This window comes from Methyloversatilis sp. XJ19-49, from assembly GCF_024580145.1.
Classification (GTDB): Bacteria; Pseudomonadota; Gammaproteobacteria; order Burkholderiales; family Rhodocyclaceae; genus Methyloversatilis.
On the sequence record NZ_JANINI010000013.1, the window covers coordinates 41,058 to 66,838 of the forward strand.

25 protein-coding genes are annotated in these 25,781 nt (G+C 65.0%); 10 read left to right on the forward strand and 15 right to left on the reverse strand.

All coding sequences use genetic code 11. From position 1 onward, the window contains the following. Nucleotides 1-156: 156 nt before the first annotated feature. The gene (locus NMQ16_RS15260; protein WP_257081717.1) at nucleotides 157-1,362 is read left to right on the forward strand and encodes an amino acid aminotransferase; all 1,206 of its coding nucleotides are present in this window, start codon (nucleotides 157-159) and stop codon (nucleotides 1,360-1,362) included. Nucleotides 1,363-1,435: 73 nt separating this feature from the next. Here the strand turns inward: NMQ16_RS15260 and NMQ16_RS15265 are convergent, their stop codons facing one another. The 5 genes from NMQ16_RS15265 to NMQ16_RS15285 form a co-directional block, all read right to left on the reverse strand. Next, nucleotides 1,436-2,413 carry a nitronate monooxygenase family protein gene (locus tag NMQ16_RS15265; protein ID WP_257081718.1) on the reverse strand — a complete coding sequence of 326 codons (978 nt, stop codon included), beginning with the start codon at nucleotides 2,411-2,413 and terminating at the stop codon, nucleotides 1,436-1,438. Between the two features lie 317 nt (nucleotides 2,414-2,730). After that, on the reverse strand, nucleotides 2,731-4,377 hold the full coding sequence (locus NMQ16_RS15270) for an electron transfer flavoprotein-ubiquinone oxidoreductase (protein ID WP_257081719.1): 1,647 nt from the start codon (nucleotides 4,375-4,377) through the stop codon (nucleotides 2,731-2,733). Between the two features lie 146 nt (nucleotides 4,378-4,523). Beyond that, a complete protein-coding gene (locus NMQ16_RS15275; protein ID WP_257081720.1) occupies nucleotides 4,524-5,384 on the reverse strand; it encodes an SPFH domain-containing protein in 861 nt (286 codons plus the stop codon). Further along, nucleotides 5,381-5,842 (reverse strand): NfeD family protein, encoded by a 462-nt coding sequence (locus NMQ16_RS15280; RefSeq protein WP_257081721.1) that lies wholly within the window; start codon nucleotides 5,840-5,842, stop codon nucleotides 5,381-5,383. Before NMQ16_RS15280 ends, NMQ16_RS15275 begins: the two co-directional genes overlap by 4 nt. Nucleotides 5,843-5,882: 40 nt before the next feature. Next, on the reverse strand, nucleotides 5,883-6,809 hold the full coding sequence (locus NMQ16_RS15285) for a histone deacetylase family protein (RefSeq protein ID WP_257081809.1): 927 nt from the start codon (nucleotides 6,807-6,809) through the stop codon (nucleotides 5,883-5,885). Nucleotides 6,810-7,031: 222 nt separating this feature from the next. On the opposite strand from NMQ16_RS15285, the gene NMQ16_RS15290 reads away from it, so the two are divergent. From NMQ16_RS15290 to NMQ16_RS15320, 7 genes are all read left to right on the forward strand, one after another. Further along, nucleotides 7,032-7,160, forward strand: coding sequence for a hypothetical protein (locus NMQ16_RS15290; RefSeq protein ID WP_257081722.1), 129 nt, complete (start codon nucleotides 7,032-7,034; stop codon nucleotides 7,158-7,160). A gap of 11 nt (nucleotides 7,161-7,171) precedes the next feature. Continuing rightward, nucleotides 7,172-8,353: a toll/interleukin-1 receptor domain-containing protein gene (locus NMQ16_RS15295; RefSeq protein WP_257081723.1), complete on the forward strand. Its 1,182-nt coding sequence runs from the start codon at nucleotides 7,172-7,174 to the stop codon at nucleotides 8,351-8,353. A 53-nt stretch (nucleotides 8,354-8,406) separates the two neighbouring features. Then, nucleotides 8,407-14,055 (forward strand): CHAT domain-containing protein, encoded by a 5,649-nt coding sequence (locus NMQ16_RS15300; RefSeq protein ID WP_257081724.1) that lies wholly within the window; start codon nucleotides 8,407-8,409, stop codon nucleotides 14,053-14,055. Further along, on the forward strand, nucleotides 14,052-14,627 hold the full coding sequence (locus tag NMQ16_RS15305; protein WP_257081725.1) for a D-Ala-D-Ala carboxypeptidase family metallohydrolase: 576 nt from the start codon (nucleotides 14,052-14,054) through the stop codon (nucleotides 14,625-14,627). Before NMQ16_RS15300 ends, NMQ16_RS15305 begins: the two co-directional genes overlap by 4 nt. A gap of 40 nt (nucleotides 14,628-14,667) precedes the next feature. Then, nucleotides 14,668-15,231, forward strand: coding sequence for a hypothetical protein (locus NMQ16_RS15310; protein ID WP_257081726.1), 564 nt, complete (start codon nucleotides 14,668-14,670; stop codon nucleotides 15,229-15,231). Nucleotides 15,232-15,333: 102 nt separating this feature from the next. After that, nucleotides 15,334-16,689, forward strand: coding sequence for an ATP-binding protein (locus tag NMQ16_RS15315; RefSeq protein ID WP_257081727.1), 1,356 nt, complete (start codon nucleotides 15,334-15,336; stop codon nucleotides 16,687-16,689). Next, a complete protein-coding gene (locus NMQ16_RS15320) occupies nucleotides 16,686-17,369 on the forward strand; it encodes a response regulator transcription factor (RefSeq protein ID WP_069037457.1) in 684 nt (227 codons plus the stop codon). Before NMQ16_RS15315 ends, NMQ16_RS15320 begins: the two co-directional genes overlap by 4 nt. Before the next feature lie 15 nt (nucleotides 17,370-17,384). Here the strand turns inward: NMQ16_RS15320 and NMQ16_RS15325 are convergent, their stop codons facing one another. The 8 genes from NMQ16_RS15325 to NMQ16_RS15360 all read right to left on the reverse strand — a co-directional run bounded on the left by NMQ16_RS15325 (nucleotide 17,385) and on the right by NMQ16_RS15360 (nucleotide 23,610). Continuing rightward, a complete protein-coding gene (locus NMQ16_RS15325; protein ID WP_257081730.1) occupies nucleotides 17,385-18,161 on the reverse strand; it encodes an RNA methyltransferase in 777 nt (258 codons plus the stop codon). Beyond that, nucleotides 18,158-18,625: a CopD family protein gene (locus NMQ16_RS15330; protein ID WP_257081734.1), complete on the reverse strand. Its 468-nt coding sequence runs from the start codon at nucleotides 18,623-18,625 to the stop codon at nucleotides 18,158-18,160. Before NMQ16_RS15330 ends, NMQ16_RS15325 begins: the two co-directional genes overlap by 4 nt. Before the next feature lie 91 nt (nucleotides 18,626-18,716). Next, nucleotides 18,717-20,306 carry an alkyl hydroperoxide reductase subunit F gene (ahpF, locus tag NMQ16_RS15335; RefSeq protein WP_257081735.1) on the reverse strand — a complete coding sequence of 530 codons (1,590 nt, stop codon included), beginning with the start codon at nucleotides 20,304-20,306 and terminating at the stop codon, nucleotides 18,717-18,719. 95 nt (nucleotides 20,307-20,401) lie between these two features. Next, entirely contained in the window at nucleotides 20,402-20,965 is a 564-nt protein-coding gene (gene ahpC, locus NMQ16_RS15340; RefSeq protein ID WP_257081736.1) for an alkyl hydroperoxide reductase subunit C, read from the reverse strand. Nucleotides 20,966-21,266: 301 nt separating this feature from the next. Continuing rightward, nucleotides 21,267-22,277: an ACR3 family arsenite efflux transporter gene (arsB, locus tag NMQ16_RS15345; protein WP_257081737.1), complete on the reverse strand. Its 1,011-nt coding sequence runs from the start codon at nucleotides 22,275-22,277 to the stop codon at nucleotides 21,267-21,269. Nucleotides 22,278-22,286: 9 nt separating this feature from the next. Further along, a complete protein-coding gene (locus NMQ16_RS15350) occupies nucleotides 22,287-22,778 on the reverse strand; it encodes an arsenate reductase ArsC (protein WP_257081738.1) in 492 nt (163 codons plus the stop codon). 1 nt (nucleotide 22,779) lies between these two features. Next, complete coding sequence (locus NMQ16_RS15355; RefSeq protein ID WP_257081739.1) at nucleotides 22,780-23,271, reverse strand: ArsI/CadI family heavy metal resistance metalloenzyme; 492 nt, start codon at nucleotides 23,269-23,271, stop codon at nucleotides 22,780-22,782. Between the two features lie 12 nt (nucleotides 23,272-23,283). Next, nucleotides 23,284-23,610 (reverse strand): helix-turn-helix transcriptional regulator, encoded by a 327-nt coding sequence (locus NMQ16_RS15360; RefSeq protein ID WP_257081740.1) that lies wholly within the window; start codon nucleotides 23,608-23,610, stop codon nucleotides 23,284-23,286. A gap of 137 nt (nucleotides 23,611-23,747) precedes the next feature. Here NMQ16_RS15360 and NMQ16_RS15365 point away from each other — a divergent pair, with 137 nt between their 5' ends. Next, nucleotides 23,748-24,119, forward strand: a complete 372-nt coding sequence (locus tag NMQ16_RS15365) for a cupin domain-containing protein (protein WP_257081741.1) — start codon at nucleotides 23,748-23,750, stop codon at nucleotides 24,117-24,119. Next, the gene (locus tag NMQ16_RS15370) at nucleotides 24,116-24,448 is read left to right on the forward strand and encodes a cupin domain-containing protein (RefSeq protein ID WP_257081742.1); all 333 of its coding nucleotides are present in this window, start codon (nucleotides 24,116-24,118) and stop codon (nucleotides 24,446-24,448) included. Before NMQ16_RS15365 ends, NMQ16_RS15370 begins: the two co-directional genes overlap by 4 nt. A gap of 6 nt (nucleotides 24,449-24,454) precedes the next feature. Here NMQ16_RS15370 and NMQ16_RS15375 read toward each other — a convergent pair whose 3' ends face one another. Beyond that, nucleotides 24,455-24,694, reverse strand: a complete 240-nt coding sequence (locus tag NMQ16_RS15375) for a thioredoxin family protein (protein ID WP_257081743.1) — start codon at nucleotides 24,692-24,694, stop codon at nucleotides 24,455-24,457. A gap of 21 nt (nucleotides 24,695-24,715) precedes the next feature. Continuing rightward, nucleotides 24,716-25,720 (reverse strand): permease, encoded by a 1,005-nt coding sequence (locus tag NMQ16_RS15380; protein ID WP_257081744.1) that lies wholly within the window; start codon nucleotides 25,718-25,720, stop codon nucleotides 24,716-24,718. Nucleotides 25,721-25,781: the final 61 nt, after the last annotated feature.

A 25,781-nucleotide genomic window follows, 5' to 3' on the forward strand; every position in this document is an offset into this window, starting at 1 on the left:
TTTTGCGTTGCACAAGACGTACTGACAAGGACTGCAGAAGCATCACACGAGTTCGAATGCCTGCAGACAGCACGCCGTTCTACACCTATCTTTCAAGCACATGACGCACCCGCCTCAGTCCGAGGCATCCACCTCACGCACTCCGGAGCACCACGCATGAACCCGTCTGTCTTCTCGTCCGTCGACATGGCACCGCGCGACCCCATCCTGGGTCTGACCGAAGCTTTCAACACCGACGCCCGCACGACCAAGGTCAATCTGGGCGTCGGCGTGTATTACGACGACGCAGGCAAGCTGCCGCTGCTGCGCGCAGTGCGTACGGCCGAAGAAGCGCGCATGAAGAATGCGCCGCCGCGCGGCTATCAGCCGATCGAAGGTTCGCCGGCCTACAACAAGGCGGTGCAGGACCTGCTGTTCGGCGCGGGCGCCGCACTGACCGCCGACGGACGCGTGGTCACCGCCCAGGCCCTGGGTGGCACAGGTGCGCTGAAGATCGGCGCCGACTTCCTCAAGCGACTGCTGCCGCAGGCGAGCGTGTACATCAGCGATCCGAGCTGGGAAAACCATCGCGCGCTGTTCGAAGCCGCCGGGTTCGAGGTCGACACCTATCCGTATTTCGACGCCGAAACGCGCGGCGTGCGGTTCGACGCGATGATCGCCCACCTGAAGGCACTGCCGGCCCACGCCATCGTGCTGCTGCACGCCTGCTGCCACAACCCGACCGGCGCTGATCTGACCGATGCGCAGTGGGGCGAAGTGGTCGAGGTGTGCAAGTCGCGCAACCTGGTGCCCTTCCTCGACATGGCTTATCAGGGCTTCGCCGACGACATCGAAAAGGATGCCGTCGCGGTGCGCCTGTTCGTGCAGTCGGGTCTGAGTTTCGTCATTTCCAGCTCGTTCTCGAAGTCGTTCTCTCTGTATGGCGAGCGCGTCGGCGCGCTGTCCATCGTGACCGCGAGCAAGGACGAAGCCGGCCGTGTGCTGAGCCAGTTGAAGCGGACCATCCGCACCAACTACTCCAACCCGCCGACGCACGGCGGCGCGGTTGTCGCGGCCGTGCTGTCGACGCCGGAACTGCGTGCCATGTGGGAACAGGAACTGGGCGAAATGCGCGACCGCATCCGCGCGATGCGCACCGGCCTGGTCGACAAGCTCGCTGCGCGCGGCGTGGCGCGCGACTTCTCCTTCGTCGTGCGTCAGCGCGGCATGTTCAGCTACACCGGCCTGAGCGCTGCACAGGTCGATCGCCTGCGCGACGAATTCGGCATCTACGCCGTCGGCACCGGCCGCATCTGCCTGGCTGCGCTGAATTCGAAGAACATCGACTACGTGGCCGATTCGCTCGCAACCATCCTGAAGTAAGCGCTGCCGCCGGTCCGCAAGCGCGGATCAGCACCCGCCGCGACGCGATCCCGGACGGGGTCCGTCGCCCTGTTCAGTCAGCAGCGGCACGTTTGGCCGCAATGCGCAGGCTTTCCCGACACTCCGCCACCATGCGTGCGATCAGCACCTCGCAGGTCGGAATGTCGTGGATCAGCCCCACCACCTGCCCGGCCGTGATGATGCCGCCGTTGACGTCGCCATCGGCCAGCGCCGCGGCGCCGCGGGCGCCGCTGACCAGCGGGCGGATGTCTTCGAACTGGCAGCCGCCGGGCCGGCTTTCCGCCGCTGCAACCTCTTCCGACACGGCATTGCGGAACACCCGCGCAGTGTTGTGCAGGCTGCGCAGGATGAGCCGGGTGTCGCGTTCATTGGCATTCACCAGCGCCTGCTTGATGTTGTCGTGGATCGGCGCCTCTTGCGTGGCGCAGAAGCGCGTCCCCATATTGACGCCTTCGGCGCCGAGCGCAAGCGCGGCGGCCATGCCGCGACCGTCACCGATGCCGCCCGAGGCGATGACCGGTACATCGAGCGCCTGCACCGCGAGCGGAATCAGCACCAGGCCAGGCACGTCGTCTTCCCCCGGATGACCGGCGCACTCGAAACCGTCGATGCTGATGATGTCCACGCCGTTACGCTGCGCCGACAGCGCGTGGCGCACCGCAACGCATTTGTGGATCAGCGTCACACCACGCGCCTTGGCCTTGTCGATGAAAGCTTTCGGATTGTTGCCGGCGGTTTCGAGAATGCGGATGCCGGCATCGAGAATCACGTCGAGATAGGCTTCATAGGGCGGCGGCTTGATCGCCGGCAGGATCGTCAGATTGACGCCGAATGGCGCATCAGTCATGCCACGGCAGCGCTCGATCTCCCTCGCAAGCGCCTCGGGTGTCGGCTGGGTCAGCGCGGTCAGGATGCCGAGGCCGCCGGCATTCGACACCGCCGACGACAGTTCCGCCGTCCCCACCCACATCATGCCGCCCTGAACGATGGGGTAACGGATGCCCAGCATGTCGGTGATGCGTGTCTTCATGATTCAAGCTCCTGACGATCGTGACTCGAGAGCCCGGATGATGCCTGCGCGAGTTGTGATCAGGGCGTTTGAAACGCTGTGGAGGCCTGGGTTGTTGGGCATCGCTGCGCTCACCCCAACCTACTGTCTGGGTTCGCTTCCAGCGTGTTGCACGTGGACCGTGGTGACGCTGTGCGGGGTGCGGACGCGGCGTCTACAACGCTGTGGAGGTCCGGGTTGTTGGGCATCGCTGCGCTCACCCCAACATACCAATCGACCACGTGAAGAAACGTAGGTTGGGGTGAGCGCAGCGATGCCCAACAACGGTCTCGGCAAACTCACATCCCGTTGTAGATCGGTCCTTCGCCGCCCTGCGGCGTCACCCAGTGGATGTTCTGCGTCGGATCCTTGATGTCGCACGTCTTGCAGTGGACGCAGTTCTGCGCGTTGATCTGAAGCCGCGGCCCGCTGGTTTCGCGCACGATTTCATACACGCCGGCCGGGCAATAGCGCTGCTCGGGTGACTCGTAGGCCGCCAGATTGACGGTGATGGCCACGCCGGCGTCCTTCAGAGTCAGATGACAGGGCTGGTCCTCTTCGTGGTTGGTGCTCGACAGGAAGACCGACGACAGGCGGTCGAAGGTCAGCACGCCATCGGGTTTCGGGTAGTCGATCGGCGTGCGGGTCGCGGCCGGCGCAAGCGTGGTGTGGTCGGCTTCGTTGCGCAGCGTCCACGGCACATTGCCCTTGAACAGCAATTGCTCGGCGCCGAACAGGAAGGACCCCAGCCACAGTCCCTTCTTCATGTAGGGCTTGAAGTTGCGGGTCTGGTGCAGCTCTTCCCTCAGCCAGCTGATGCGGAATGCGGCCGGATAGGTGTCCAGCGCATCCTGCGCACGACCCGCCACGAGCGCGTCGACCGCGGCATCGGCGGCCAGCATGCCGCTCTTGATCGCCGCATGACTGCCCTTGATGCGTGCCGCGTTCAGGAATCCGGCGTCATCGCCGATCAGCGCGCCGCCCGGGAACACGAGCTTCGGCAGGCTCTGCAGGCCGCCCGCCGTGATGGCGCGCGCACCGTAGGCCAGCCGCGTGCCACCTTCGATGTGACTGCGGATCGTCGGGTGGGTCTTGTAGCGCTGGAATTCCTCGTACGGCGACAGCCACGGGTTGCTGTAATTCAGTCCGACCACGTAGCCGATGGCGACCAGATTGCCTTTCAGGTGGTAGATGAATCCGCCGCCGTAGGTGTCGTTGTCGAGCGGCCAGCCGGCGGTGTGGACGACCAGTCCGGGCTGGCTCTGCGCCGCCGGCACTTCCCACAATTCCTTGATGCCCAGGCCGTAGGTCTGCGGATCGACACCGTCGCGCAGCTGGTAGTGCTGCTCCAGCTGCTTGCCCAGATGGCCGCGGCAGCCTTCGGCGAACAGCGTGTACTTCGCGCGCAACGCCATGCCGGGCTGGTAGGCGCCGCCCGGCGTACCGTCCCGCCCGACGCCCATGTCGCCGGTGATGACGCCGGCCACCCGATTTTCGTCATCGAACTGCAGTGCGCTGCCGGAAAAGCCGGGGAAGATGTCGACGCCCAGCGCTTCAGCCTGTTCGCCCAGCCACTTCACGACGTGCCCCAGCCGCACGATGTAATTGCCATCGTTGTGGAAGCTCTGCGGCAGCAACCCGCCGGGCACCGCGCGCGCGCCGGTTTCGGACAGGAAGTACATCCTGTCCTGTGTCACTGGCGTGTCCAGCGGTGCGCCCTGCGCCTGCCAGTCCGGCAGCAGTTCGGTGAGCGCGCGCGGATCCATGACGGCGCCGGACAGGATGTGCGCGCCGACTTCGGCCGCCTTGTCGATGACGCAGACCGACAGCTCATGGCCGGCCGCGGTAGCCTTCTGTTTCGCGCGGATCGCCGCCGCCAGTCCGGCCGGACCGGCGCCGACGACCAGCAGGTCGAAGTCCATGGATTCGCGTTCGATGTCCGACATGGTGAAGTCTTCCGGAAAGCTGAACCGTCGATCAATGCGGATCAGTCAAACGCTGCTTGCCAGGGCAGCGCTCAGAAACGTTGTTTCGAACGCCCGGGCGACCCGATGTGCCCGATCCGTTCGCCCTGTGTCCCTCGCGTCGAAGGCTATTTGCCCTGTGCCCGCGCAAAGATGCCGGCCACCGCGTCCTGCAGATCGGCCGGCAGCACGACGATCTTCGCATTCGGCGACTCGCCCAGCTTGCCCAGCGCAGCCACGTACTTTTCGCCCAGCAGATACATCATCGGCAGTTGCTGTTCGCCGAGCGATGCCGTGACGCGACGGATCGATTCGGCACTGGCCTCGGCCAGCGTGACCTGCGCCGTGGCATCCCGCTTGGCCGACTCGAGGCGCGCTTCGGCTTCCAGAATCATCGACTGCTTCTGCCCTTCCGAGCGGGTCACCATGGCCTTGCGTTCGCGCTCCGCACTGGCCTGCTGTTCCATCGCGCGCTGCATCGAATCCGACGGATTGATGTCCTGGATCTCAACCGACTTGACGGTCAGACCCCAGTCGATCGCCTCGTCGGCGATGCTTTCGCGCAGCCGGATCTTGATCTTGTCGCGGCTTGACAGCGCCTGGTCGAGATCCATTTCGCCGACGATGGAGCGCAGTGTGGTCATGATCAGATTGCGGATGGCTTCGGAAAAGTCGGTCACGCCGTAGACCGCCTTGACCGGGTCGGTCACCTTGATGAACGCGACGGCATTGGTGCGGATCACCGCGTTGTCGCGCGTGATCACCTCCTGTTCCTGCACGTCCAGAATGATGTCCTTGGTGATCACCTTGTAGGCCACGTCATCGAGGTAGGGAATGATGATGTTCAGGCCCGGCAGCAGCGTGCTCTGGTACTTGCCGAGCCGCTGCACGACCCACTCCTCGCCCTGCGGCACGATACGCAGGCCCTTGGCCAGCGTGACGAAAGCAAAAACCAGTATCGCGATGGCGACGACGATGCCCGAACTCATGCCGAAACTCCCTTGTTGATCAGCCCCACCTTGAGCAGCGATCCTTCCACCGACAGCACCTTCACCCGTTCGCCGGCCGCGATGGTGTCGTCGGCGATGCACTCCCACACGTCGCTGCCGAGCAGCGGCTTCTGGAAGCGCACCTTGCCGCGACCATAAGGCGTCACCTCGCCGACCAGCAGACCGACCTCGCCGATCTGCTCGCCGTCCGACATTCCGGCGTGCGTCTTGTGCTGATCGGTGCGGAACACCCTGAACCAGACGAACACGAGCACGCAGGACAACGCCGTCCACAACCCGAGCAGCAGGGTCAGCGACAGCGCCGGCACGGCGGCCACCAGCAGGCCGATCGCCACGGCGGCCACGCCGAACCACACCAGCACCATGCCCGGCACCGCAAGTTCGAACAGGATCAGCGCAAGACCCGCTACCAGCCAGTGCCACCATTCGATATTCATGCCGTCAGTCCATCTCCGTTGCGACGGCCAGTGTAGCGGCTCAGCGGCTGCAATCACCAAGCGCCATCAGGTGTGCGGCCACGGCCGCGCCGATATTGCCCAGACCGTAGCCGCCTTCCAGCGTCGAAATGATGCGGCCCTTGCCCGACGCTTCGGCGATGTCGCGCAGCGCGTGCGTGAGCCAGCGGTAATCGGCCGCTTCGAGCTGGATGTTGGCCAGCGGATCGTCCCGATGCGCGTCGAAGCCTGCCGAAATGAACACGATCTGCGGCCTGAAGGCGCGCAGCGCGGGCAGCGCGGTCTGTGTCCAGTGTCGGCGAAAAGCATCGCTGCCGTCACCTGCCGCCAGACGCATGGGCAGATAACCCGCTCTTTCCGGAAAATTGCCCTGCGGGTAATACGGATGCTGGAAGCTGTCGGCCATCAGCACGCGCGGCTCGCGCCGGAACATGCTCTCGGTGCCGTTGCCGCGATGGACGTCGAAATCGGCCACCGCGACGCGCTCGATGCCGTGTGCGGCGAGCGCGTGCGCCATGCCGACCGCCACGTTGCCATAGAGGCAGAAACCCATCGCATCGCCCGCGCGGGCGTGATGACCTGGCGGGCGCGTGGCGCAGAACACGCTGCGCGTGCGGCCACTCATCACGAGATCGACCGCATGCACCATGGCGCCGGCTGCGCGCGACGCGGCCGCAAGCGAACCGGGCGACATGACGGTATCCGGATCGAGTTTGTGCAGGCCGGACGCAGGCGCGACGTTCTCCACCTCATCCAGATAGGCCGGGTGATGCACGCGTTCGAGCTGCTCACGGGTGACCCGGGGCGCATCGATGCGCTGCCAGGTACGCAGCAGGCCGGCTGCGGCGATGCCATCGAGCACCGCCGTCAGCCGCGCCGGTGCTTCAGGGTGACGCTCGCCCGGTTGGTGACCGAGACAATCGGCGTGGGTCAGCAGTACGCAGTCCATGCAGCAGGCGGCGGCGGGCAGCCCGTTCGAGGACCACAGCCGGCGCGAAGATGTAAACAGGCTGGATGATAGCGGCAAGCATCGTCCTCATGACCTACGACACGCTGCGCATCCGGTTTGCGGGTTTTCAAGGCGATTGCAAGCGCCTAGACTGCCGACGTCGCCCGAAAACCGACCCTGCACGGACGTCCGTGATGCCGCGCAGGTCCCGTGGAGCACACCATGAGCAACGTCGCCTCGTGCATCGGCATCAAGAACGGTTCCGTCAAAGGCACGGCCCCTGGTAGTTGCCCGGAGTCCGGCGCCGTGAGGGTGCGCCGCATGGCCTTCATCCCCTGCATCGCGAACTGAGGCCATAACGCATGGCACGCCTTTTCATTTCGTATCGACGCAAGGACAGCAGCGGCTACGCACAGACGCTGCATGAAGACCTGCTGCAAACCTTTCCGGGCATGGAGGTTTTCCGCGACCTCGAAAGCATCGCGGCCGGTGAGGACTTCGTCGACGCCATCGAGCGCGAACTCGACCGCTGCAACGTCGTGCTCGTGCTGGTCGGTCCGCACTGGCTGTCGATGACCGACGCCCAGGGCAAGCGAAGGCTCGACAATCCGAATGACCCGGTACGCATGGAGATTGCCCGTGCACTGACCCGGCGCGGCGTGCGCGTCATACCCGTGCTGGTCGGTGGCGCAGTCATGCCCGATGCTGCCGAACTGCCGGAAGAGCTGTCGGCGCTCGGCCGGCGCAACGCGCACGAGATGACCGACAAGCGCTGGCAGTATGACTTCGGCGAGTTGTGCAGCGTGCTGGAAAAGCTGCCCGGCATGCCGATGCGCAGTGCGGCGACGGACAGCACGACCCAGTCCACCGCGAACCGGAGCGCGGCCGGCGACGACGATCTGCCGCTCCCGGAAAGCTTGAAGAAGCCGGTCGGCCGCGTCATCGGTGCCGCGCGCAAGTTCGTCTGGGGGGTCGGGATTTTCTTCACCTTCATCCTCGTCGTCGCGGTATTCGTCGGCGAGCAGGAGACCACGCCCGAACCTGCACCGGCGCCTGCGCCGTTCGTTGCCGATGAGCCGGCTCCGGCGCCTGTCGCGCCGGTCGCGATCGCCAGCCTGCCCTCCCCCGTCCCCGCCGCACCCGCGCCGGAACCCGAGCGTGACCTGACCGGCAACTGGACCATGATCGATGCACAGGGCGAGCGCATTCCGCTGACGCTGACCGGCCATGGCAACGACCTGACCTTGCGCAGCCCGCGCATCAACGTCACGCAGCACCCGGTGTGGCAGGTGTACAACGCCGTGCTGATCCAGACCTACGGCCAGGGCGTGACCGACATCCATTTCGAAGGTGCGGGCGAAGCGCACGAGCGCGACGTGAATTTCGCACTGAACATCTTTGCCAACGGCAACGTGATGATCAACACCGGCAGCCTCAGCCTGCGCGTCGCCAACAGCAGCACGATGACCGGCACGCTGCGCTACAACAGCGGTGAAACGTCGGTTGTCACCGTATCGCGATCATCAGGGGCGGCCGTGAACTGAGCGCCTGGCGACAGCAGCGCGCGACACAAGAACAACAGCAGGAGGTCAGGACAATGAAACAGTCGAAATACGAGCGTTTCAGCATCCGCGCGCGCAAGGGTGCTGCGGTAAGCACGCCGTCCGGTTCCGAAGTGACATTCACATCGCTGGGCGCCGTGCAACCCGGCGGGAGTCGTGCCGCCGCGGCGGCCGAAGCGGCCGTCATACCGGCTGATGCGATTGCCCGGGTCACGCTCGACAACGGCTTCGAGCTCTGGATACGCGCCGACGACCTGATGCAGGAGGCCGGATCGAAGGCCGAAACGCGCAGCGATGGAGAAGTGCTGTGGGACATCGGCGACCTGAACGCGCGCACCCCGGGCAGCCGCGGGCTGGGCAGTGCGCTCGGCCTGGCGACCCGTGTGATCGAATTCTTCGGCATCGACCTGAAGGACACCGCGCAGGAATTCGTCGCCCGCCGGCTCGCGACGCGCTTCGAGCGGAAAATCCTCGGCCGCGAGCCGGGACTGTATCGCTGCGATATCGAAAGTGCCGCGCTAGGCGCGAAGATCGACAAGATCGAGGCGACGGACGGCAAGCCGCTGCTGGTGTTCCTGCATGGCACGGCATCGAGCTTCGACGGCAGTTTCGGCAAGCTGGCGGCTGACGACAACCCTCGCGGAAACGCTGCCTGCGCGCGACTCGAGAGTGTCTATGGCGAAGGCATCCATGCCTTCGAACACCGCACGCTGACCGTGAGCCCGATCCAGAACGCGCTCGAACTGGCCGAATCGCTGCCGCAGGGCGCCACGCTGCATCTGGTCAGCCACTCGCGCGGTGGCCTGGTCGGCGAGTTGCTGTGTCTGGGGCAACGTGTGCGCAGCAGTGACCCTTTGCGTGCCGAAGTACTGAAGCGGCTGTTCGTCGGCGACGTGTCGATCGCACAACAGCTGAACATCGAGCCGCTGGACGAAGCCGGCGAAAAGCGGCTGAAGGACGACTACGCAGCCGACCGCGAAGCGCTGCTGAAGCTGGCCGAAGTGCTGGATGCGAAGCAGTTCCGGATCACGCGCTTCGTACGCGTCGCCTGCCCGGCCATGGGCACTACGCTCGCCTCCGGCCGGCTCGACCGCTGGTTTTCGCTGTTGCTGAACGCCAGCCGCATCGCCGGTCTGCAGCATGTGCCGCTGGCACCCGAGGCGCTCGACTTCATGGCAGCCGTGCTGCGCGAGCGCACCGATCCGCGCGTGCTGCCCGGGCTGGAGGCGATGATGCCCGGCTCGGCGGTCGTGCGCCTGCTGAACCATCCGGAAACCCGCACCGAAGCTGACTTGACGGTGATCGCCGGCGACATCGAACGCGGCCACTCCATCCTGTCGGCGCTGAAGGTGTTCGTTACCGACTGGTTCTACAAGGGCGAACACGATCTGGTGGTGAATACCGGATCGATGTTCGGCGGCATCAAGCGCCCCGAGCACGGTGCCCGGCAGCAGATGGACAAGGGCGATGCGGTCGATCACTTCAGTTACTTCCACAATGCCCGCTCGGTCGACTGGCTGCTGCAGGGTCTGACCCGCGCAGACGGCTCCGACGCGGGCTTTCGCCCGATCAGCGAGCGGCCGCCGACGCCGCCGGCCTGGCGCAGCGCGATTGCGCGCAGCCGCGCCGGCGGGCTGCCGAAACCTCTGGCGGTCGTGCTGCCCGGCACCATGGGCAGTTCGCTGAAGGCCGATGGCGATCGGGTGTGGCTCGACTACAAGGCACTTGCGTTCGGCGGGCTGGAAAGGATCGGCATCGACGCGGCGCAGATCGAGGTCGATGGTCTGGTCGACAGTTTCTATGCGCCGCTGATGATGCATCTGGCGCAGACCCATCGGGTCGAGTTCTTTGCCTACGACTGGCGCAACTCGGTGCAGGTGGCGGCGGCGCAGCTGGCCGAACAGCTCACGCTGTGGTTGCCCGAACTGCAGGCGCAGAAGCAGCCGCTGCACATCGTGGCGCATTCGATGGGCGGCCTTGTGGTACGCGCCATGATGGCCGACCGCAAGGGAGCCGAAGTGTGGCGGCGCATCTGCGAACTGCCGAACAGCCGCCTGCTGATGCTGGGCACGCCCAACCATGGCTCCCACGAAGCGGTGCGCTGGCTGACCGGACGCAACCCGACGCAGTTCAAGCTGATGCTGCTCGACCTGTTGAACAGCCGCGACGGCATCATCGACATCGTCCGCCGCTTCCCCGGCCTGGTCGAACTGCTGCCCTTCCCCGCCGACGGATCGGCGCTGCATTATGACGATCCGGCAATCTGGACCGGACTGCGCGTAGCACTCGGCGAGCGCTGGCCGCTGGCCGATGCGGGCGTGCTGCGCGGTGCGCGGCGCACCTGGGACGCGCTGGCCGATGCGGTCGATGCACAGCACATGATCTATGTCGCCGGCGTGCAGCCGGCGACAGTGTGCGGCCACGAACTGATCGAAGACGACGGCGCCTTCCGCTTCAACCGTCGCAAGCTGGTGTTTCCGCACACACCGGAAGGCGACGGTACGGTCACCTGGGCCTCCGGCCGACTGCCCGGCGTGCCGATGTATTTCGCCGAGGACACCGCGCACGATGCCCTGTGTTCGTACGACTTCGGCCGCAAGACCTTCGCCGGCTACACCGATCTGCTGCTGAAAGGCTCGACCACGAGATTGCCGCGCAGCCCCGGCACGACGCGCGGTGCGCGTGCGCCGGGCTCTGGCAACGCGCAGATCGCGCCGGCCCCCACCTTCGACTCGATCCCGACGGCAGCGGAAGTCGAACGTCTGGGCTTCGGCCCCGGCAGCCCGCTGCCGTCCGAAGCGCCTGCACTGCCCGGCCTCGAAGTACAACTGACCCACGGCGACCTGAGCTACGTCAAGCATCCGCTGATGGTGGGTCACTATCTGGGCGACAGCATCGTCAGCGCCGAGCGCGCGCTCGACAAGCAACTCACGCGTCCCGGCGAGCAGGCCGGCCCGCTGACGCAACGCATGGATCTGGGCCTGTATCCGGGGCCGATCGGCAGCAGCGCCGTGTTCTACAACGACACGCCCGAAGCGCGTCCGGTCGCGGCCATCATCGTCGGTCTGGGCGAACTGGGCACGCTGTCGCCCGGGCGACTCGAATCCACGGTATCGGACGCACTGCTGTCCTATTGCTTCGAACTGGTGCAGATGCCGGAGGCGAAACGTCCGATTCCCTCCGCCGAAATGCGTTCGATGGGGCTGAGCACCGTGTTGATAGGCAGCGGTGCCGGGGGCATGACATTGCGCGATTCGATCGAGGCGCTGCTGCGCGCGGTCGTGAATACCAATCGCCGGCTGATCGATGCGGGTCTGGGTGACCGCATCTACCTGTCGAAATTGCAGCTCATCGAATTGTTCCAGGACGTCACCATCAATGCCGCAGATGCGCTGGACGACGTGCTGGCGTCGGTCGATTTCAACGCCGACGTGCGCTGGCCGGAACAGACCGTGCATGCCGGCGACGGCGGTCGCCGCCGGGTCAGCTTCGACAGCGACGGCGACTGGTGGCACCGACTCGAAATCAGCACCGACCCGGAGGACACTCGGCTGCGCTTCGTGTCGTCAACGAACCGCGCGCGTGCCGAAGAGACCATAGGCCTGGGTCAGCTGTCGCTGGCCGCCAGGTTCATCGAGCGTGCCTGCACGCAACCGGGGCGCAATCGCGAAGCGGCGCGCACGCTGTTCGACATGCTGCTGCCCAACCGGCTCAAGGAGCTGGCACCGGAAAACCACAACCTTCTGCTGGTGCTCGACGAAAAATCGGCCGCCTACCCGTGGGAACTGCTGGAGGATCGCTGGGCAACCAATCCGCTGCCGCCGGCCGCCCGCAGCGGCCTGCTGCGTACGCTCAAGACGCCGGAGTTCCGCGCGCAGCCGGTGCACGGAACCGAATTGTCGGCGCTGGTCATTGGTCACCCCGATCTGGAAGGCTGGGACAAGTTCATCGACCTGCCGGGCGCGCGCGACGAAGCGCAGCACGTTGCAGAGTGCCTGACCGAGTTGGGCTACCAGACCGACGCGTGCATCGACGCGACCCATACCGACATTCTCGAAAGCCTGCACAGGCGCCGCTGGCGCATCCTGCATCTGGCCGGTCACGGCGAACACGACTATCGGGTCGAGGGCCACCACGGCGCATCGACGTCGGCCGGTGACAAGCCGCTGTCGGGCATGGTGATCGGCCACGGCGTGCTGCTGACGCCGGGCGATGTCGAACAGATGCGCTACGTACCCGAACTGGTGTTCATCAACTGCTGTCACCTCGGCAAGACACGCTCGCTGGACAGGCAGGCCTTCCCCGCCCTGGCCGCCAATCTGGGCGTGCAGTTCATCCGCATGGGCGTGAAGGCAGTGGTGGCGGCCGGCTGGGCGGTCGATGACGATGCCGCGAAGACCTTCGCCGCCACGTTCTACCAGCGCATGCTGGCGGGCGACACCTTCGGCGAGTCCGTGCGGGCTGCGCGACGCGCCTGCGTTCAGCAGCATCCGCAGTCGAATACCTTCGGCGCCTATCAGTGCTACGGTGACCCGGGCTTTCGCCTGCTGCGCGCGCAGCGCAGCGGATCGCGCTCGACCGCCCGACCGGCCGGGCCGCTGCACTCGCATGCCGAGCTGGTCAGCCATCTCGACAATCTGCGCGAATCGGTGCGCATGCAGTCGTCCGCGACTGACGTCGACTGGCTGCAGGGCACCGTTGACGCACTGTTCGACCGCGTGCCCGACGCGAGCCGCGAGAAGTGGCTGGCCCGTGCCGATGTAGGCGCCGCGCTCGGCTTCCTGTGGGGTGAGGTCGGCGACTACGCGCGGGCGATCGAACATCTGGACGCAGCGCTGTCGGCCAGCAAGGGCGATTGCCCGATCCGGGTGGTCGAACAGTGCGCGAATTTCCGTGTTCGCCTGGCGGGACGACGCTGGTCGGAATCACTCGCCGGCGGCGTGCCGGACGAAGCCCTGCGCGAATCGCTGCGCACGTCCATCATCGCGGCCATCATGGAACTGGACCTGCTGATCCAGCGTGCCCGCACACCGGAACGCCTGAACATGATGGGTGCAGCGTGCAAGCGTCTTGCGCTGGTGACGACGGCGCAGGAGCGCCAGGAGTCGCTGGTGAATATGGCCACCTACTACCGAGATGCCTTCGAGATGGAGGGCCGCAGCAGCGCCTACCCCTTCGTGAACAGTGCGCTGGCCGACCTGCTTGCCACGGCTGGCGACCCGGATTACACACCGCTTTGGGCACGCGACGCGCTGTTCAGCGAGGCGGAACGCATCCGCGTCGTCTGCGAGGCAGAGTATTGCGACGAGCCCGGCCTGTGGCTGGCGACCGGCATCGCCGATTGCCGGTTGCTGTCGATGATCATCGAAGCACTGCCGGCACCGCCAGACAAGCCTGCCGGCAAGCGGTCACGCGCACCGGCCCGGAAACCGGCAAAACGTGCGCCCGCCCGTGATGACGCCATCGAGCACAGATTCGACCGCGTGCTGAATGAGTACCTGAACGCCTTCCGCCGCGGCGCCAGCCCGCGCGAACGAGCGTCGATCGCCGAGAACTTCGATTTCCTGGTCGCGCTGCTCGATGGCCCGGATGCTGCGCCGTCGGTGCGCAGTGAAGATTGCGGACTCAAGCCGGTGATTGCGGCACTGGTCAATATGCGCAACCGCTTCCGGGAGCTGCCATGAGTGATCGCGATCTGGCAAGGGTGGCGCTCGGCGCGCTGCACATCGCCGGCTGCCAGCCGCGGGACAAGGTGTCGCCGCATTTCCGGCTGTATGAACTGACACGCTCCGACATTGCCTCGCGCCAGGGCATTCCGAACGTCTTTCCGTCGGATGCCGAGTTCCGCGCCGCGGTACATCTGGCGCGCGAGGTGCTCGAGCCGGTGCGGGCGAAGTTCGGCAGCTTCACGCCGAACAGCGTGTTCCGCAGCCAGGCCCTCGAACGCGCCCTGAAGCGCAAGCCATCGAGCTGGGTCAGCAGCAGCCAGCATGCACGCGGTGAGGCATGCGACATCGAAATCGTCGGTGTCGCCACGATCGCGCTGGCCGAGTGGGTGGCGGCGCACGTCAAGGTATTCGACCAGATCATCTGCGAGTGCTACGACCCGGCCAAGGGCCCGAATTCGGGTTGGGTGCATGTGTCGCTGCGTCCGCAGGGCGGCGCACCGAACCGTCGCCAGCTGCTGAGCTATGTGCGTGATCCGCGCTCCGGCGCCTATCGTTACGTACCGGGACTGACCAGCGATACGGCATGATGCGGCGGATCGAACCCGCTTTCCTGCCACACCGCGCGTCATGACCACTTTTCTGTTCAGCGGTCACCTGATGGACCGCCCCGACCGCGCCACGCCACGCTTTCCGGCGGCAATGGAACCTGCTGCGGCAGCGGCGATCGCTGCTGCGCTCGACCGCCACGGCGCCGGTGTCGGCGACATCGCGTTCAGCCAGGCCGCGTCGGGCGGTGACCTGCTTTTCCTTGAGGCGTGCTTCGAACGCGGGGTGAAACGCCACATCCTGCTGCCGTTCGACACCAACACCTTCGAACAGACCTCGGTCAGGCCGTCTCTGCACGGCGAACGCTGGGTCCAACGCTATCGCCGGGCACTTGCGGCACCCGGCGCAACGGTGCTGGAAATGCCGACAGCGCTCGGCCCGCTGACCGATGGCCACGATCCTTACGAAGCCTGCAATCTGTGGCTGGTCGACGAAGCGTTCGCGCATGCCGGCGGCGCACTGTGCTTCGTGTGCCTGTGGAATGGCGACGGTCCGGAGGGCCCGGGCGGTACGGCTCACATGGTGGCTGAGGTCAGCAGGCACGGCGGCCTGATCGAGCACATCGACACGCGTCTGCTCGCCTGACGCGGATCCCCGAATCCGGGCTGGCGCAAGGGAAACAAGCGGGAACATTTCCCGGCGACCTTCGCATTAGCATGCAAGCCCTGCCCCGACCGGATTACCCGCATGAGTCTGCGCATCAGGCTCACCCTCATCATTGCGTCCCTGATGTCCTTGCTGGTCGTTGCCGACAGCGTACGCAGGCTGTACGACGCCCACGATGACGCAGTCGCCGAGATGGAATCGGTGGCGAGGCTGGCGCACGCGCTGCTGCCCAGCGCGCTGTCGCCGCCTCCGATCGGCGTCAGTGCCGAAGCCCTTCTCGCCAGCATCCAGCTCACCCGGGAACTGAGCAGCCTGCGCCATCTGACGGTGGAAGTGCGGTCGGCAACCGGCCAGCTCATCCTCGGCTCGCGCAGCGGACCGCAGCAATCCGCGCCCTTTGCGCTGGGCTGGATGGGCGAGCGGCTGCGCAGCCGCTCGCCTCTGCGCAAGGACATCAAGGTGGGCCAGCAGGTCATCGGCTACTACCTACTGGTGCCCAATGCCGACGACGAACTGCGCGAGATATGGGACGACTATGTCAAGCAGACATCGATGGTCGCCGCGATCGGGCTGATCGCCTGCCTGATGGTGTTCTGGGCGGTCGGACGAGCGCTGTATCCGCTGGGCAGCGTGATGCGTGCGCTGTCGGCGATCGGCGAAGGACGGCTCGACGCGCGGCTGGAAAACGTCGGGCCGGGCGACCTGGCACCGCTGTCGGAATCGTTCAACAGCATGGCGTCCACCCTTGAAGCAGCGGTCGACGAACGCGCGCGGCTGCTGCGCAAGCTGATCACGCACGAAGAAGAGATCCGCCACGCGCTGGCGCGCGACCTGCACGACGAGCTGAGTCCGTATCTGGTGGCGATCCACCCGCATGCACGGCTGCTGGCGGACGCCTGCGAAGGCCGGCCGGAACTGGCAGAACATCGAGAATCGGCACGCTGGATGTCGGAACAGGTCGGCCACATGCTGCGTCTGGTGCGCAATCTGCTCGAACACCTGCGCCCGCCCGACATCGAAGAGCTGGGGCTGGGGCACGCGCTGCGTGAACTGGGCAAGCAACGCAGCCGCTGTGCCGACGCGGCTCAGGTCAATTTCGATCTGCACGAAGATCTGGGCCAACTGTCGGCGATGCATGACATCACGCTGTACCGCATCGTGCAGGAATGCATGACCAATACCGTCAAGCATGCGCGCTGCACCCGCATCGACATCCGGCTCGACATCGATCCCGCGGCGGGTCGGGTATCGCTGCGCGTGCGTGACGATGGCGAACCGCGACCGCACGCCACACCCGAGAGTGGCTTCGGTCTGGTCGGCATGCGCGAACGCGCACTCGCGCTGGGCGGTGACTGCCGCGCCGGCCCGCGCCCCGAAGGTGGCTGGCAGGTCGATGCCTGGCTGCCGCTGAAAACTTCGCTACAGGAAAAGCCATGAGCCTTCACAACCCGATCCGCGTTCTGCTCGTCGACGACCATGCCGTCGTACGCGCCGGCTACCGTCGCTTTCTCGAACACAACCGGGCAATGGAGGTGGTCGGCGAAGCCGGTACGTCGGACGAGGCCTATCAGCTGTTCCGCATGCTCAAACCGGACGTGGTCGTCATGGACATTTCGCTGCCCGGTGCCAGCGGCATCGAAGCCACGCGCCGCATGCTGGCGCTTGACAATCGTGCTCGCGTGCTGATGTTCTCGATGCATGCGCAACCGGCGTTTGCACGCCAGGCGCTGGAAGCCGGCGCAATCGGCTTCCTGACCAAGGACACCGAACCCGAAGCGCTGGTGCAGGCTGTGCTCGCCGCGGCGCAGGGGCGACGCACGCTCAGCCCGCGCGTGGCCGAACAGCTGGCGCTGGACAATGTCATGCCGGACGAAAAGCGGCTCGACGTGCTGACGCCCCGCGAATTCGAAATCTGCCGTCTGCTGCTAGCCGGCATGTCGGTCGACGAAATCGCCGACGCACTCAAGCTCAGTCCGAAGACGATATCGAACCGCATGAGCGAAATCCGCCAGAAGCTCGACGTGCGCAGCGATGTCGAACTGGTGCGTCTGGCCACTGCCGCCGGACTGGTGCCGTGGGCGGCGCGACCGGACGCAGCCGGCGATTTCGGACAGTGACCGGACGGTGACCGGTCAGCACGTCTGACGCTGACGCACCTGTTCGAACAGGCAGACCGTTGCCGCCATGGCCACGTTCAGCGACTCGGCTGCGCCGGGCATCGGAATCCGTATCGCATCACTGGCCAGTGCGCTGATCGCCGGCGACAGCCCTGCGCCCTCATTGCCGAACAGCCAGGCGACCGGTCCGCGCAGGTCCAGGGCATAGGGCGATATCTGCGCATCCAGCCGCGTCGCGACGACCTTGCCGGTGAAGCCTTGCAGTAGCCCGGCCACGTCGCAGTGCTCCCGGATGCGCAGGCTGAAATGGGCGCCCTGCCCGGCGCGCAGCACTTTCGGACTCCAGGCCTGGGCGCAGCCGGTGGTCAGCAGCACGTCCACGACACCGGTCGCCCACGCGGCGCGCAACAGCGTGCCGAGGTTGCCGCTGTCCTGTATCGCGTCAAGCACCAGACAGTCACCGCGCACCGGTCCGGACGCTGCGCCGGGAATATCGATCAGGCCGAGCAGACCGGTCGGCGTGTCGGTCGGACTCAGATCGTCGAACAGGCCGTCAGCCAGCAACAGCACTGCGTCGCCGTGCTCGGCCAGCAGCGCCGACACATCCGGATGATGCAGGGCGCGTTCGGCAACGATGGCGAGCGACGGCCGGTGCCCGGAGTCCAGCGCACTGCGGAACAGGTGCAGGCCGTCGATCAGCGTGCTTGCGGTGTCGCGCCGTTCCTTCGACGACGTGGCGAGCTTGCGCAGGTGCTTGAACTGCGGATTGTCACGTGACTGGATGTGCTTCATCCGGCAACCAGCCAGCGTCCCAGCGTCGCCGTCGCGATGGTCACGAAACCCAGCGCGGTGTTGAAGCCGACCAGTTTGCGGATCTGCGCCAGCGCGACGCCGCCGGCCGGCCAGTCGGATGCGTCGACAGCTCGCAGAAGCCGCCCGTACGGCGCGAAGAAGACGTGCATGAAAACGGCCATCATGACCAGACCCGCGGCCAGCATCAGATGCCAGTGCAGCGGCGCATCCTTCATGCCGACCGCCAGCATCATGATCAGACCACTGACAAGGATGACTGCGACGGCCGTCCATACCCACGGGAAGAAGCGGCCGAACACCGCGCGCCACAGACGCAGCCTGGCCGGCGGCTCAAGCTGGACCGCCGCGACCGGGCGCAGGCAGACATAGGCGAAGAACATGCCGCCGACCCAGATCGAGACGGCGGCGATGTGGAGGAACAACAACAGGGGGGTGGGCGACATGGCAGCGGATTCCGGTAACCGTCCGCCGCGGCGCAATACCGCGGACGGACAGCCGGCATCTTACCGCCGCCGGTCGATGCCGCCTGCGGCCTCAGGCCGCGGCGGCCGCTTCCGGCGCCGAATGCCGGATCAGGTAATCGAATGCGCTGATTGCCGCCTTCGACCCTTCACCCATGGCGATGATGATCTGCTTGTACGGCACCGTGGTCACGTCACCGGCTGCGAACACGCCCGGAATCGACGTTTCGCAGCGGGCATCGATGTCGATTTCGCCGTACCTGGTCAGCGTCATGGACGAACCCTTCAACCATTCGGTGTTCGGCACCAGACCGATCTGGATGAACACGCCTTCCAGATCGACATGGTTCGGCTCGCCGCTCGCGCGATCGATGTAGTTCAGTCCATTGACCTTCTTGCCATCACCGACGATGTCCTTGGTCTGCGCGTGCGTGATGACCCTGACGTTCGGCAGACTGTGCAGCTTGCGCTGCAGCACCGCATCGGCGCGCAACTGCTTGTCGAATTCGATCAGCGTCACGTGACCGACCACGCCGGCCAGGTCGATCGCCGCCTCGACGCCGGAATTGCCGCCGCCGATCACGGCCACATTCTTGCCCTTGAACAGCGGACCGTCGCAATGCGGGCAATAGGCCACGCCATGATTGCGGTATTCGCGCTCGCCCGGCACGTTGATTTCGCGCCAGCGCGCACCGGTCGACAGGATGACCGAGCGACTCTTCAGCGTGGCACCGCTGGCCAGCGTCAGATGGATGTATCCGTCGCCGGCATCGGCTGCCGGCACGAGCTTTTCGACCCGCTGCAGGTTCATGACGTCGATGTCGTAGGCCTTCACGTGCTCTTCCAGCGCGGCGACGAGCTTGGGGCCTTCGGTTTCCTTCACCGAAATGAAGTTCTCGATGCCCAGCGTGTCCATCACCTGACCGCCGAAGCGCTCAGCCACCAGCCCGGTACGGATGCCCTTGCGCGCGGCGTAGATCGCCGCCGCCGCACCGGCCGGTCCGCCGCCGACGACCAGCACGTCGAACGGTTCGCGAGCGGACACCTTCTCGGCTTCTCGTTCTGCGACCTTGGTGTCGAGCTTCGGCAGGATTTCCTCGATCGTCATGCGGCCCTGACCGAAGTGCTGGCCGTTCAGGAAGATCATCGGTACCGCCATGATCTGGCGCTCTTCGACTTCCTTCTGGAACAGCGCGCCGTCGATCGTGACCGCGCTGACGCGCGGGTTCAATACCGCCATCAGGTTGAGCGCCTGCACGACGTCCGGGCAGTTGTGGCAGGACAGGCTCATGAAGACTTCGAAGTGGAAGTCGGCGTCGAGCGCCTTGATCTGGTCGATGACTTCCTGTTCCACCTTGGGCGGATGCCCGCCCGCCTGCAGCAACGCCAGCACCAGCGAGGTGAATTCATGGCCGAGCGGAATGGCCGCGAAGCGCAGCTTCATGTCGCCACCCTTGCGGTTGATCGAGAATGAGGGCTTGCGCTCGTCGTCATCGCGCGTCTCGACCAGTGTGATCAGATTCGACAGTTCGGCGATTTCCGCCAGCAGTGACTGCAGTTCGCGCGAAGCATCGCTGTCGTCCAGCGACGCCACCAGCTCTATCGGGTGGACAAGCTTCGTGAGGTAGGCCTGCAACTGGCCCTTGAGGGTGGCATCGAGCATGGTTTGTTCAGCTTCCTGTTTTCGGACTGACAAAATGAAACGCCCGGGCCAGGTGAATGAAACCCCTGGACCCGGGCGCGTGCAACGGTGAAGCTTTAGATCTTGCCGACCAGGTCAAGCGACGGGACCATCGACTGCGCGCCCGGCGTCCACTTGGCGGGGCAGACTTCGCCCGGGTGCGACGTCACGTACTGGGCAGCCTGCACCTTGCGCAGCAGTTCCTTCGCGTCACGACCGATGCCGAGTTCGACGATTTCGGCCATGCGGATCTTGCCTTCCGGGTCGATCACGAAGGTGCCGCGCAGCGCCAGACCGGCTTCTTCGATCATGACGTCGAAGTTGCGGGTGATGGCACCGGTCGGGTCGCCGATCATCGGGTACTTGATCTTGCGGATGGTGTCGGACGCGTCGGCCCAGCCCTTGTGAACGAAGTGCGTATCGGTCGAAACCGAATAGATTTCGCAACCGATCTTCTGGAACTCGCCGTACATGTCGGCCAGGTCGCCCAGTTCGGTCGGGCACACGAATGTGAAGTCGGCCGGGTAGAACACGAAAGCCGACCACTTGCCCTTCAGGTCTGCTTCGGTGATGTCTACAAACTTGCCGTTGTGGTAAGTGGTTGCCTTGAAGGGTTTAACGGTTGTTCCGACGAGGGACATCTGTATTCCTTTCTTTCTTCGTGGGTGGAGGAAAACATCTTATTTTCTAACCAAGCGGACTGAATTTTAGACTTAATCTAAAATTTTTGCCACTCGTCACACACCGGCAGGATCAGCGCCTGCAGACACCCCGGATGACATGCCGGCCGAACCGCGGATCACGTCCACAATTCGATTGTACTCAATATGTAAACGCGTGCTGTAAAGCTTCATCCGCACGACACCACCGTCGCACGTTGGGGCACGCCTGACCTGAATCAAGACCTCCTCGAGAAAATCAGGTTCCGCAAAAGGTGATGATTCAAGTCGGGAAGCAGTGCCTGTTCCGGTTGGTGAACGCCACCAGCGACAGCATGACCGGTACTTCGACCAGCACACCCACCACCGTTGCCAGCGCAGCGCCGGAGTGCAGGCCGAACAGCGAAATCGCCACTGCAACGGCCAGTTCGAAGAAATTCGAGGTGCCGATCAGGCAGGCCGGCGCGGCCACGCCATACGACAGCTTCATGCGACGCGCTGCGATGAAGGCAATGGCGAAGATGCCGTAGGTCTGGATGATCAGCGGAATCGCGATCAGACCGATCACCAGCGGTTGTGCCCAGATCGTCTCCGCCTGGAAGCCGAAAAGAAGCACGACCGTGGCCAGCAGACCGACGATGGAAGCCGGTTTCAGGCGGGCCACGAAACGCACCAGCGCATCACCTTCTCGCAGCATGCGCCGTGTCAGCACACCGGCTACCAGCGGCAGCACGACATAGAGCAGCGTAGACAGCAGCAGCGTTTCCCAGGGCACCGCCACATCGGTCACGCCGAGCAGGAAGGCCGCGATGGGCGCGAATGCGAACACCATCACCAGATCATTCACCGATACCTGCACCAGAGTGTAGGCGGGGTCACCCTTCGTCAGCTGGCTCCACACGAACACCATCGCCGTGCAGGGCGCTACACCGAGCAGGATCATGCCGGCGATGTACTCGGTGGCCGACTGCGGATCGACCCAGGGAGCATACAGGTAACGGAAGAACAGCACGCCGAGGGCCGCCATAGTGAACGGCTTGACCAGCCAGTTGATGACCAGCGTGAGCACCAGGCCCTGCGGCCGGCGACCGACGTCTCGCACCGCCGCGAAGTCGATCTGGATCATCATCGGGTAGATCATCACCCAGATGAGCACCGCGACCACCAGATTCACGTGTGCGAATTCCAGCGCCGCAACAGACTCGAAGGCACGCGGCGCCAGCAGACCGAGGCCCACGCCCGCCGCGATGCACGCCGCCACCCAGACGCTCAGCCAACGTTCGAACAATCCCATGGCGTGGCCTCAGCGATCGGCCAGACTGCGCGCGGTCTGTTCAAGGCGAAGCGCATCCAGCCGTTCGGCCGGGAGCGCAACAAGTATTTCGAGCCGACGACGCATCAGCGCCATCGTGTCGCGAAAGGCCATCAGCCGCGCGGCGTCCGGGCCGGTCGTGGCGGACGGGTCGGCATAGCCCCAGTGGGCAGTTGCCGGATGGCCCGGCCAGACCGGGCACAGCTCGCCGGCTGCGCTGTCGCACACGGTGATGATGAGGTCCATTTCAGGCGAACCGGATTCGGCGAATGTGTCCCAGCTCTTGCTGCGCACACCGGTAGTATCCACGCCTGCTTCGGCCAGCGCCTGCAGCGCGAACGGATTCACCCGTCCTGACGGCTGGCTGCCGGCCGAAAACGCGCGGAAACGCCCCGCACCAAGATGATTCAGCAGGCATTCGGCCAGTATGCTGCGCGCAGAATTGTGGGTGCACAGGAACAGGACGTTCAGTGGCGCAGCCATGTCAGCAACACCCGGAACCGGACGACTTGACACCGATGGCGAGCGGCTTGCCGCGCGTGACCGGCGCCTTGGGAGCGCAGCAGGCAGATGCCGCGTCAGCGGCCACCACAGCCGGGGCTTCGTTGAACACCGGGATGTCACCCAGCGTGTGGAAGTGTTCCCACGCAATACCCTGCGGATCGGTGATCCAGTGCTTTTCGCTGCGCGCGTAACAGCAGCTGGTGGCCCCTTCGTCCAGCAGCGCCATGTCGGCCGCTTCGGCGCTTGCCTTCATCGCTGCGAGTTCGGCCGGATCGTCGGTCTGGATGCCAAGATGGTCGATCCCGGGCTGGCTGCCGCGGGTGGAAATCGCGAAATTGACCGGCGGGTCTTCCAGCATCCATTTGGCGTAGTCCGCTTCGTGGCGAGCGGGTTGCGCAGAAAAAAGCTGGTTGTAGAAGGCAATGCTCCGATCGAGGTCGTCAACGTGCAGATGGACGTGAAAGCGCTTCATGGCGGACTCCGTTCAACAGGTTTTGCAGACAGGCGCTGTCGGTTCGGCACAGGACGCGCCGCGGCAGCAGTTTTCAGTCAGATAGCCAAGCAGCGCATTCATCTGCGCATAGTCGGCGCGGTAGATCAGGTGGCGGCCGTCGCGCGTCGGAACGATCAGCCCGGCGTGGCTCAATTCCTTCAGATGGAAGGACAGCGTGGTCGGAGCGATATCCAGTGCCTCGCCCAGCGCACCGGGCGTCATGCCTTCGGGACCGGCGACGACGAGGGCACGAAACACACGCAAACGGATTTCCTGCGCAAGCGCCGACAGAGAGCGGATGACCTTTTGTTCTTCCATATTTCAATAATACTTGAATTGTCAAATAGAACAAGAAGCCGGCGTCGGGCAGACACTGCGTCCGGTCGATTCAGGTCGTACCATGAGATCCCGTTCTTCCCCACCGTCATGCCGACACGCACCCACACCTGACATCGATGAAAACCACCCGCACCGCCATTTCTACCTACATCACGAAGGATGGCTCGCAGATCCGCGAACTGATGCATCCGTCTCTGCACGGCGGGCGCGCACAAAGCCTGGCGGAAGCGACCATCCCTGCCGGCACGCGCACCCTGCTGCATCGGCACGGCGTGACCGAAGAGCTTTATCACGTAACCGCTGGCCAGGGCTGCATGACGCTGGGCGACGCGCGTTTTGACGTGGCGGCAGGAGACACCGTACTCATTGCCCCCGGCACACCGCATTGCATCGAAGCCAATGGCGCCGAGGCGCTGGTCATTCTGTGCTGCTGCAGTCCGGCGTACGCGCATGCCGACACCGAACTGCTGGAAGGCAGCGTGTCATGAACGGCAACCTGTTCGACGACCTGGCGTCAGGTTCGCATGGAACGGAGCGCATCGACACGCTGGATGCCCGGCCCGGCGTGCGCATCGAGCGCATCGTGTCGACCGGCCAGAGCAGCCCGCCCGGATTCTGGTACGACCAGCCGGACGATGAATGGGTGGCCTTGCTGAGTGGCTCCGCGACACTGCGTTTTGCCGACGAGGACGCGCCGCGGACACTTCAGCCGGGCGACTGGATCTTCATCGCGGCGCACCGCCGCCACCGTGTGGAGCAGACCGATGCCGAGGTCGCCTCGGTCTGGCTGGCCGTGCATCTGGACCCGTCGGACTGAACGGCTTCAGTCGACCTTGTCAAGCAGGTCTGCAACGTCCTGCACGGTCAGCACCTTGCCGACCGACACCAGCTTCCCGTCGATCACCAGCGCCGGCGTCGACATGACCCCGTGGGCGGCGATGTCGGCAAAGTCGGTCACCTTGACGATGTCCGCCTGCTGGCCACGAGCATCGAGTGCCTTGCGGGTGTTGTCGGCCAGTTCGATGCATTTGCGGCACCCGCTGCCCAGTACCTTGATGATCATGTGCGTCTCCTCGTTGAAGCCTCAGACGAATGCGCCCGCAAAGGCGTTGAACAGAAATCCGATCAGCATGATGCCGCTGGCCACGATGCCGACGAACACTGCCAGCAGCGGCACACGGATGACACGCTTGAGCATGATGATGGAGGGCAGCGACAGCGCGGTGACCGACATCATGAATGCCAGCGCCGTACCCAACCCGACCCCGCGTGCCACCAGCGCCTCGGCGATCGGCAGCGTGCCGAAGATGTCGGCATACATCGGCACACCGATCAGCGTGGCCAGCGGCACCGACCATGGTTTGTCCTGACCGAGCATTCCATTGATCAGGCTCCCGGGAATCCAGTTGTGGATCGCGGCGCCGATGCCGACGCCGATCAGGATGTAAAGCCAGACCCGGCGAACGATATCGATGACCTGATCACGCGCGAACAGCAGGCGCTCGCGTATTCGCGGCTCGCTTTCGTCAAGCTGGATGACCGGGCTGTTGAACACGAAAGGTTCTATATGGCGCTCCATCCCGGCACGGCTGATCAGCGTGCCGCCGATCACCGCAAGGACGACACCGACGGTCACGTAGGCGATCGCGATCGGCCAGTTGAAAATGCTCGCCAGCAGGATCACCGACGCCAGATCGACCAGCGGCGAGGAAATCAGAAAGGAGAACGTGACACAGATCGGCAGGCCTGCGCTGGTGAAGCCGATGAACAGCGGGATCGACGAACAGGAACAGAACGGTGTCACCGTTCCCAGCAGTGCCGCCAGAACGTTCCCTCGCACACCGGTGAAGCGGCCCAGGATGCGCCGAGTGCGCTCCGGTGGAAAGTGGCTCTGCACGTATGAAATTGCAAAGATGAGCACGGCCAGCAGGATGAATATCTTCACCGTGTCGTAGATGAAGAAATGCACGCTGCCGCCGATGGGGCCGCTGACCGGCAGGCCCATACCCTGCTCCACCAGTTGGCGAACCAGTTCCGACAGCCATCGCATGCGCAGCAACTGGTCATCGAGCCAGCCGAAAACGTTCACGGGGCGTAAAGGCGGCAAAGCATGTACTGCATGCTAGTCCGATGCAGCATGCGCTGGTTGT

Excerpts from the sequence above, each read along its gene's own strand:
- NMQ16_RS15260 (WP_257081717.1), top strand. The coding sequence starts at position 157 with ATGAACCCGTCTGTCTTCTCGTCCGTCGACATGGCACCGCGCGACCCC.
- NMQ16_RS15265 (WP_257081718.1), bottom strand. The coding sequence starts at position 2,413 with ATGAAGACACGCATCACCGACATGCTGGGCATCCGTTACCCCATCGTT.
- NMQ16_RS15270 (WP_257081719.1), bottom strand. The coding sequence starts at position 4,377 with ATGTCGGACATCGAACGCGAATCCATGGACTTCGACCTGCTGGTCGTC.
- NMQ16_RS15275 (WP_257081720.1), bottom strand. The coding sequence starts at position 5,384 with ATGAGTTCGGGCATCGTCGTCGCCATCGCGATACTGGTTTTTGCTTTC.
- NMQ16_RS15280 (WP_257081721.1), bottom strand. The coding sequence starts at position 5,842 with ATGAATATCGAATGGTGGCACTGGCTGGTAGCGGGTCTTGCGCTGATC.
- NMQ16_RS15285 (WP_257081809.1), bottom strand. The coding sequence starts at position 6,809 with ATGGACTGCGTACTGCTGACCCACGCCGATTGTCTCGGTCACCAACCG.
- NMQ16_RS15290 (WP_257081722.1), top strand. The coding sequence starts at position 7,032 with ATGAGCAACGTCGCCTCGTGCATCGGCATCAAGAACGGTTCCGTCAAA.
- NMQ16_RS15295 (WP_257081723.1), top strand. The coding sequence starts at position 7,172 with ATGGCACGCCTTTTCATTTCGTATCGACGCAAGGACAGCAGCGGCTAC.
- NMQ16_RS15300 (WP_257081724.1), top strand. The coding sequence starts at position 8,407 with ATGAAACAGTCGAAATACGAGCGTTTCAGCATCCGCGCGCGCAAGGGT.
- NMQ16_RS15305 (WP_257081725.1), top strand. The coding sequence starts at position 14,052 with ATGAGTGATCGCGATCTGGCAAGGGTGGCGCTCGGCGCGCTGCACATC.
- NMQ16_RS15310 (WP_257081726.1), top strand. The coding sequence starts at position 14,668 with ATGACCACTTTTCTGTTCAGCGGTCACCTGATGGACCGCCCCGACCGC.
- NMQ16_RS15315 (WP_257081727.1), top strand. The coding sequence starts at position 15,334 with ATGAGTCTGCGCATCAGGCTCACCCTCATCATTGCGTCCCTGATGTCC.
- NMQ16_RS15320 (WP_069037457.1), top strand. The coding sequence starts at position 16,686 with ATGAGCCTTCACAACCCGATCCGCGTTCTGCTCGTCGACGACCATGCC.
- NMQ16_RS15325 (WP_257081730.1), bottom strand. The coding sequence starts at position 18,161 with ATGAAGCACATCCAGTCACGTGACAATCCGCAGTTCAAGCACCTGCGC.
- NMQ16_RS15330 (WP_257081734.1), bottom strand. The coding sequence starts at position 18,625 with ATGTCGCCCACCCCCCTGTTGTTGTTCCTCCACATCGCCGCCGTCTCG.
- ahpF (WP_257081735.1), bottom strand. The coding sequence starts at position 20,306 with ATGCTCGATGCCACCCTCAAGGGCCAGTTGCAGGCCTACCTCACGAAG.
- ahpC (WP_257081736.1), bottom strand. The coding sequence starts at position 20,965 with ATGTCCCTCGTCGGAACAACCGTTAAACCCTTCAAGGCAACCACTTAC.
- arsB (WP_257081737.1), bottom strand. The coding sequence starts at position 22,277 with ATGGGATTGTTCGAACGTTGGCTGAGCGTCTGGGTGGCGGCGTGCATC.
- NMQ16_RS15350 (WP_257081738.1), bottom strand. The coding sequence starts at position 22,778 with ATGGCTGCGCCACTGAACGTCCTGTTCCTGTGCACCCACAATTCTGCG.
- NMQ16_RS15355 (WP_257081739.1), bottom strand. The coding sequence starts at position 23,271 with ATGAAGCGCTTTCACGTCCATCTGCACGTTGACGACCTCGATCGGAGC.
- NMQ16_RS15360 (WP_257081740.1), bottom strand. The coding sequence starts at position 23,610 with ATGGAAGAACAAAAGGTCATCCGCTCTCTGTCGGCGCTTGCGCAGGAA.
- NMQ16_RS15365 (WP_257081741.1), top strand. The coding sequence starts at position 23,748 with ATGAAAACCACCCGCACCGCCATTTCTACCTACATCACGAAGGATGGC.
- NMQ16_RS15370 (WP_257081742.1), top strand. The coding sequence starts at position 24,116 with ATGAACGGCAACCTGTTCGACGACCTGGCGTCAGGTTCGCATGGAACG.
- NMQ16_RS15375 (WP_257081743.1), bottom strand. The coding sequence starts at position 24,694 with ATGATCATCAAGGTACTGGGCAGCGGGTGCCGCAAATGCATCGAACTG.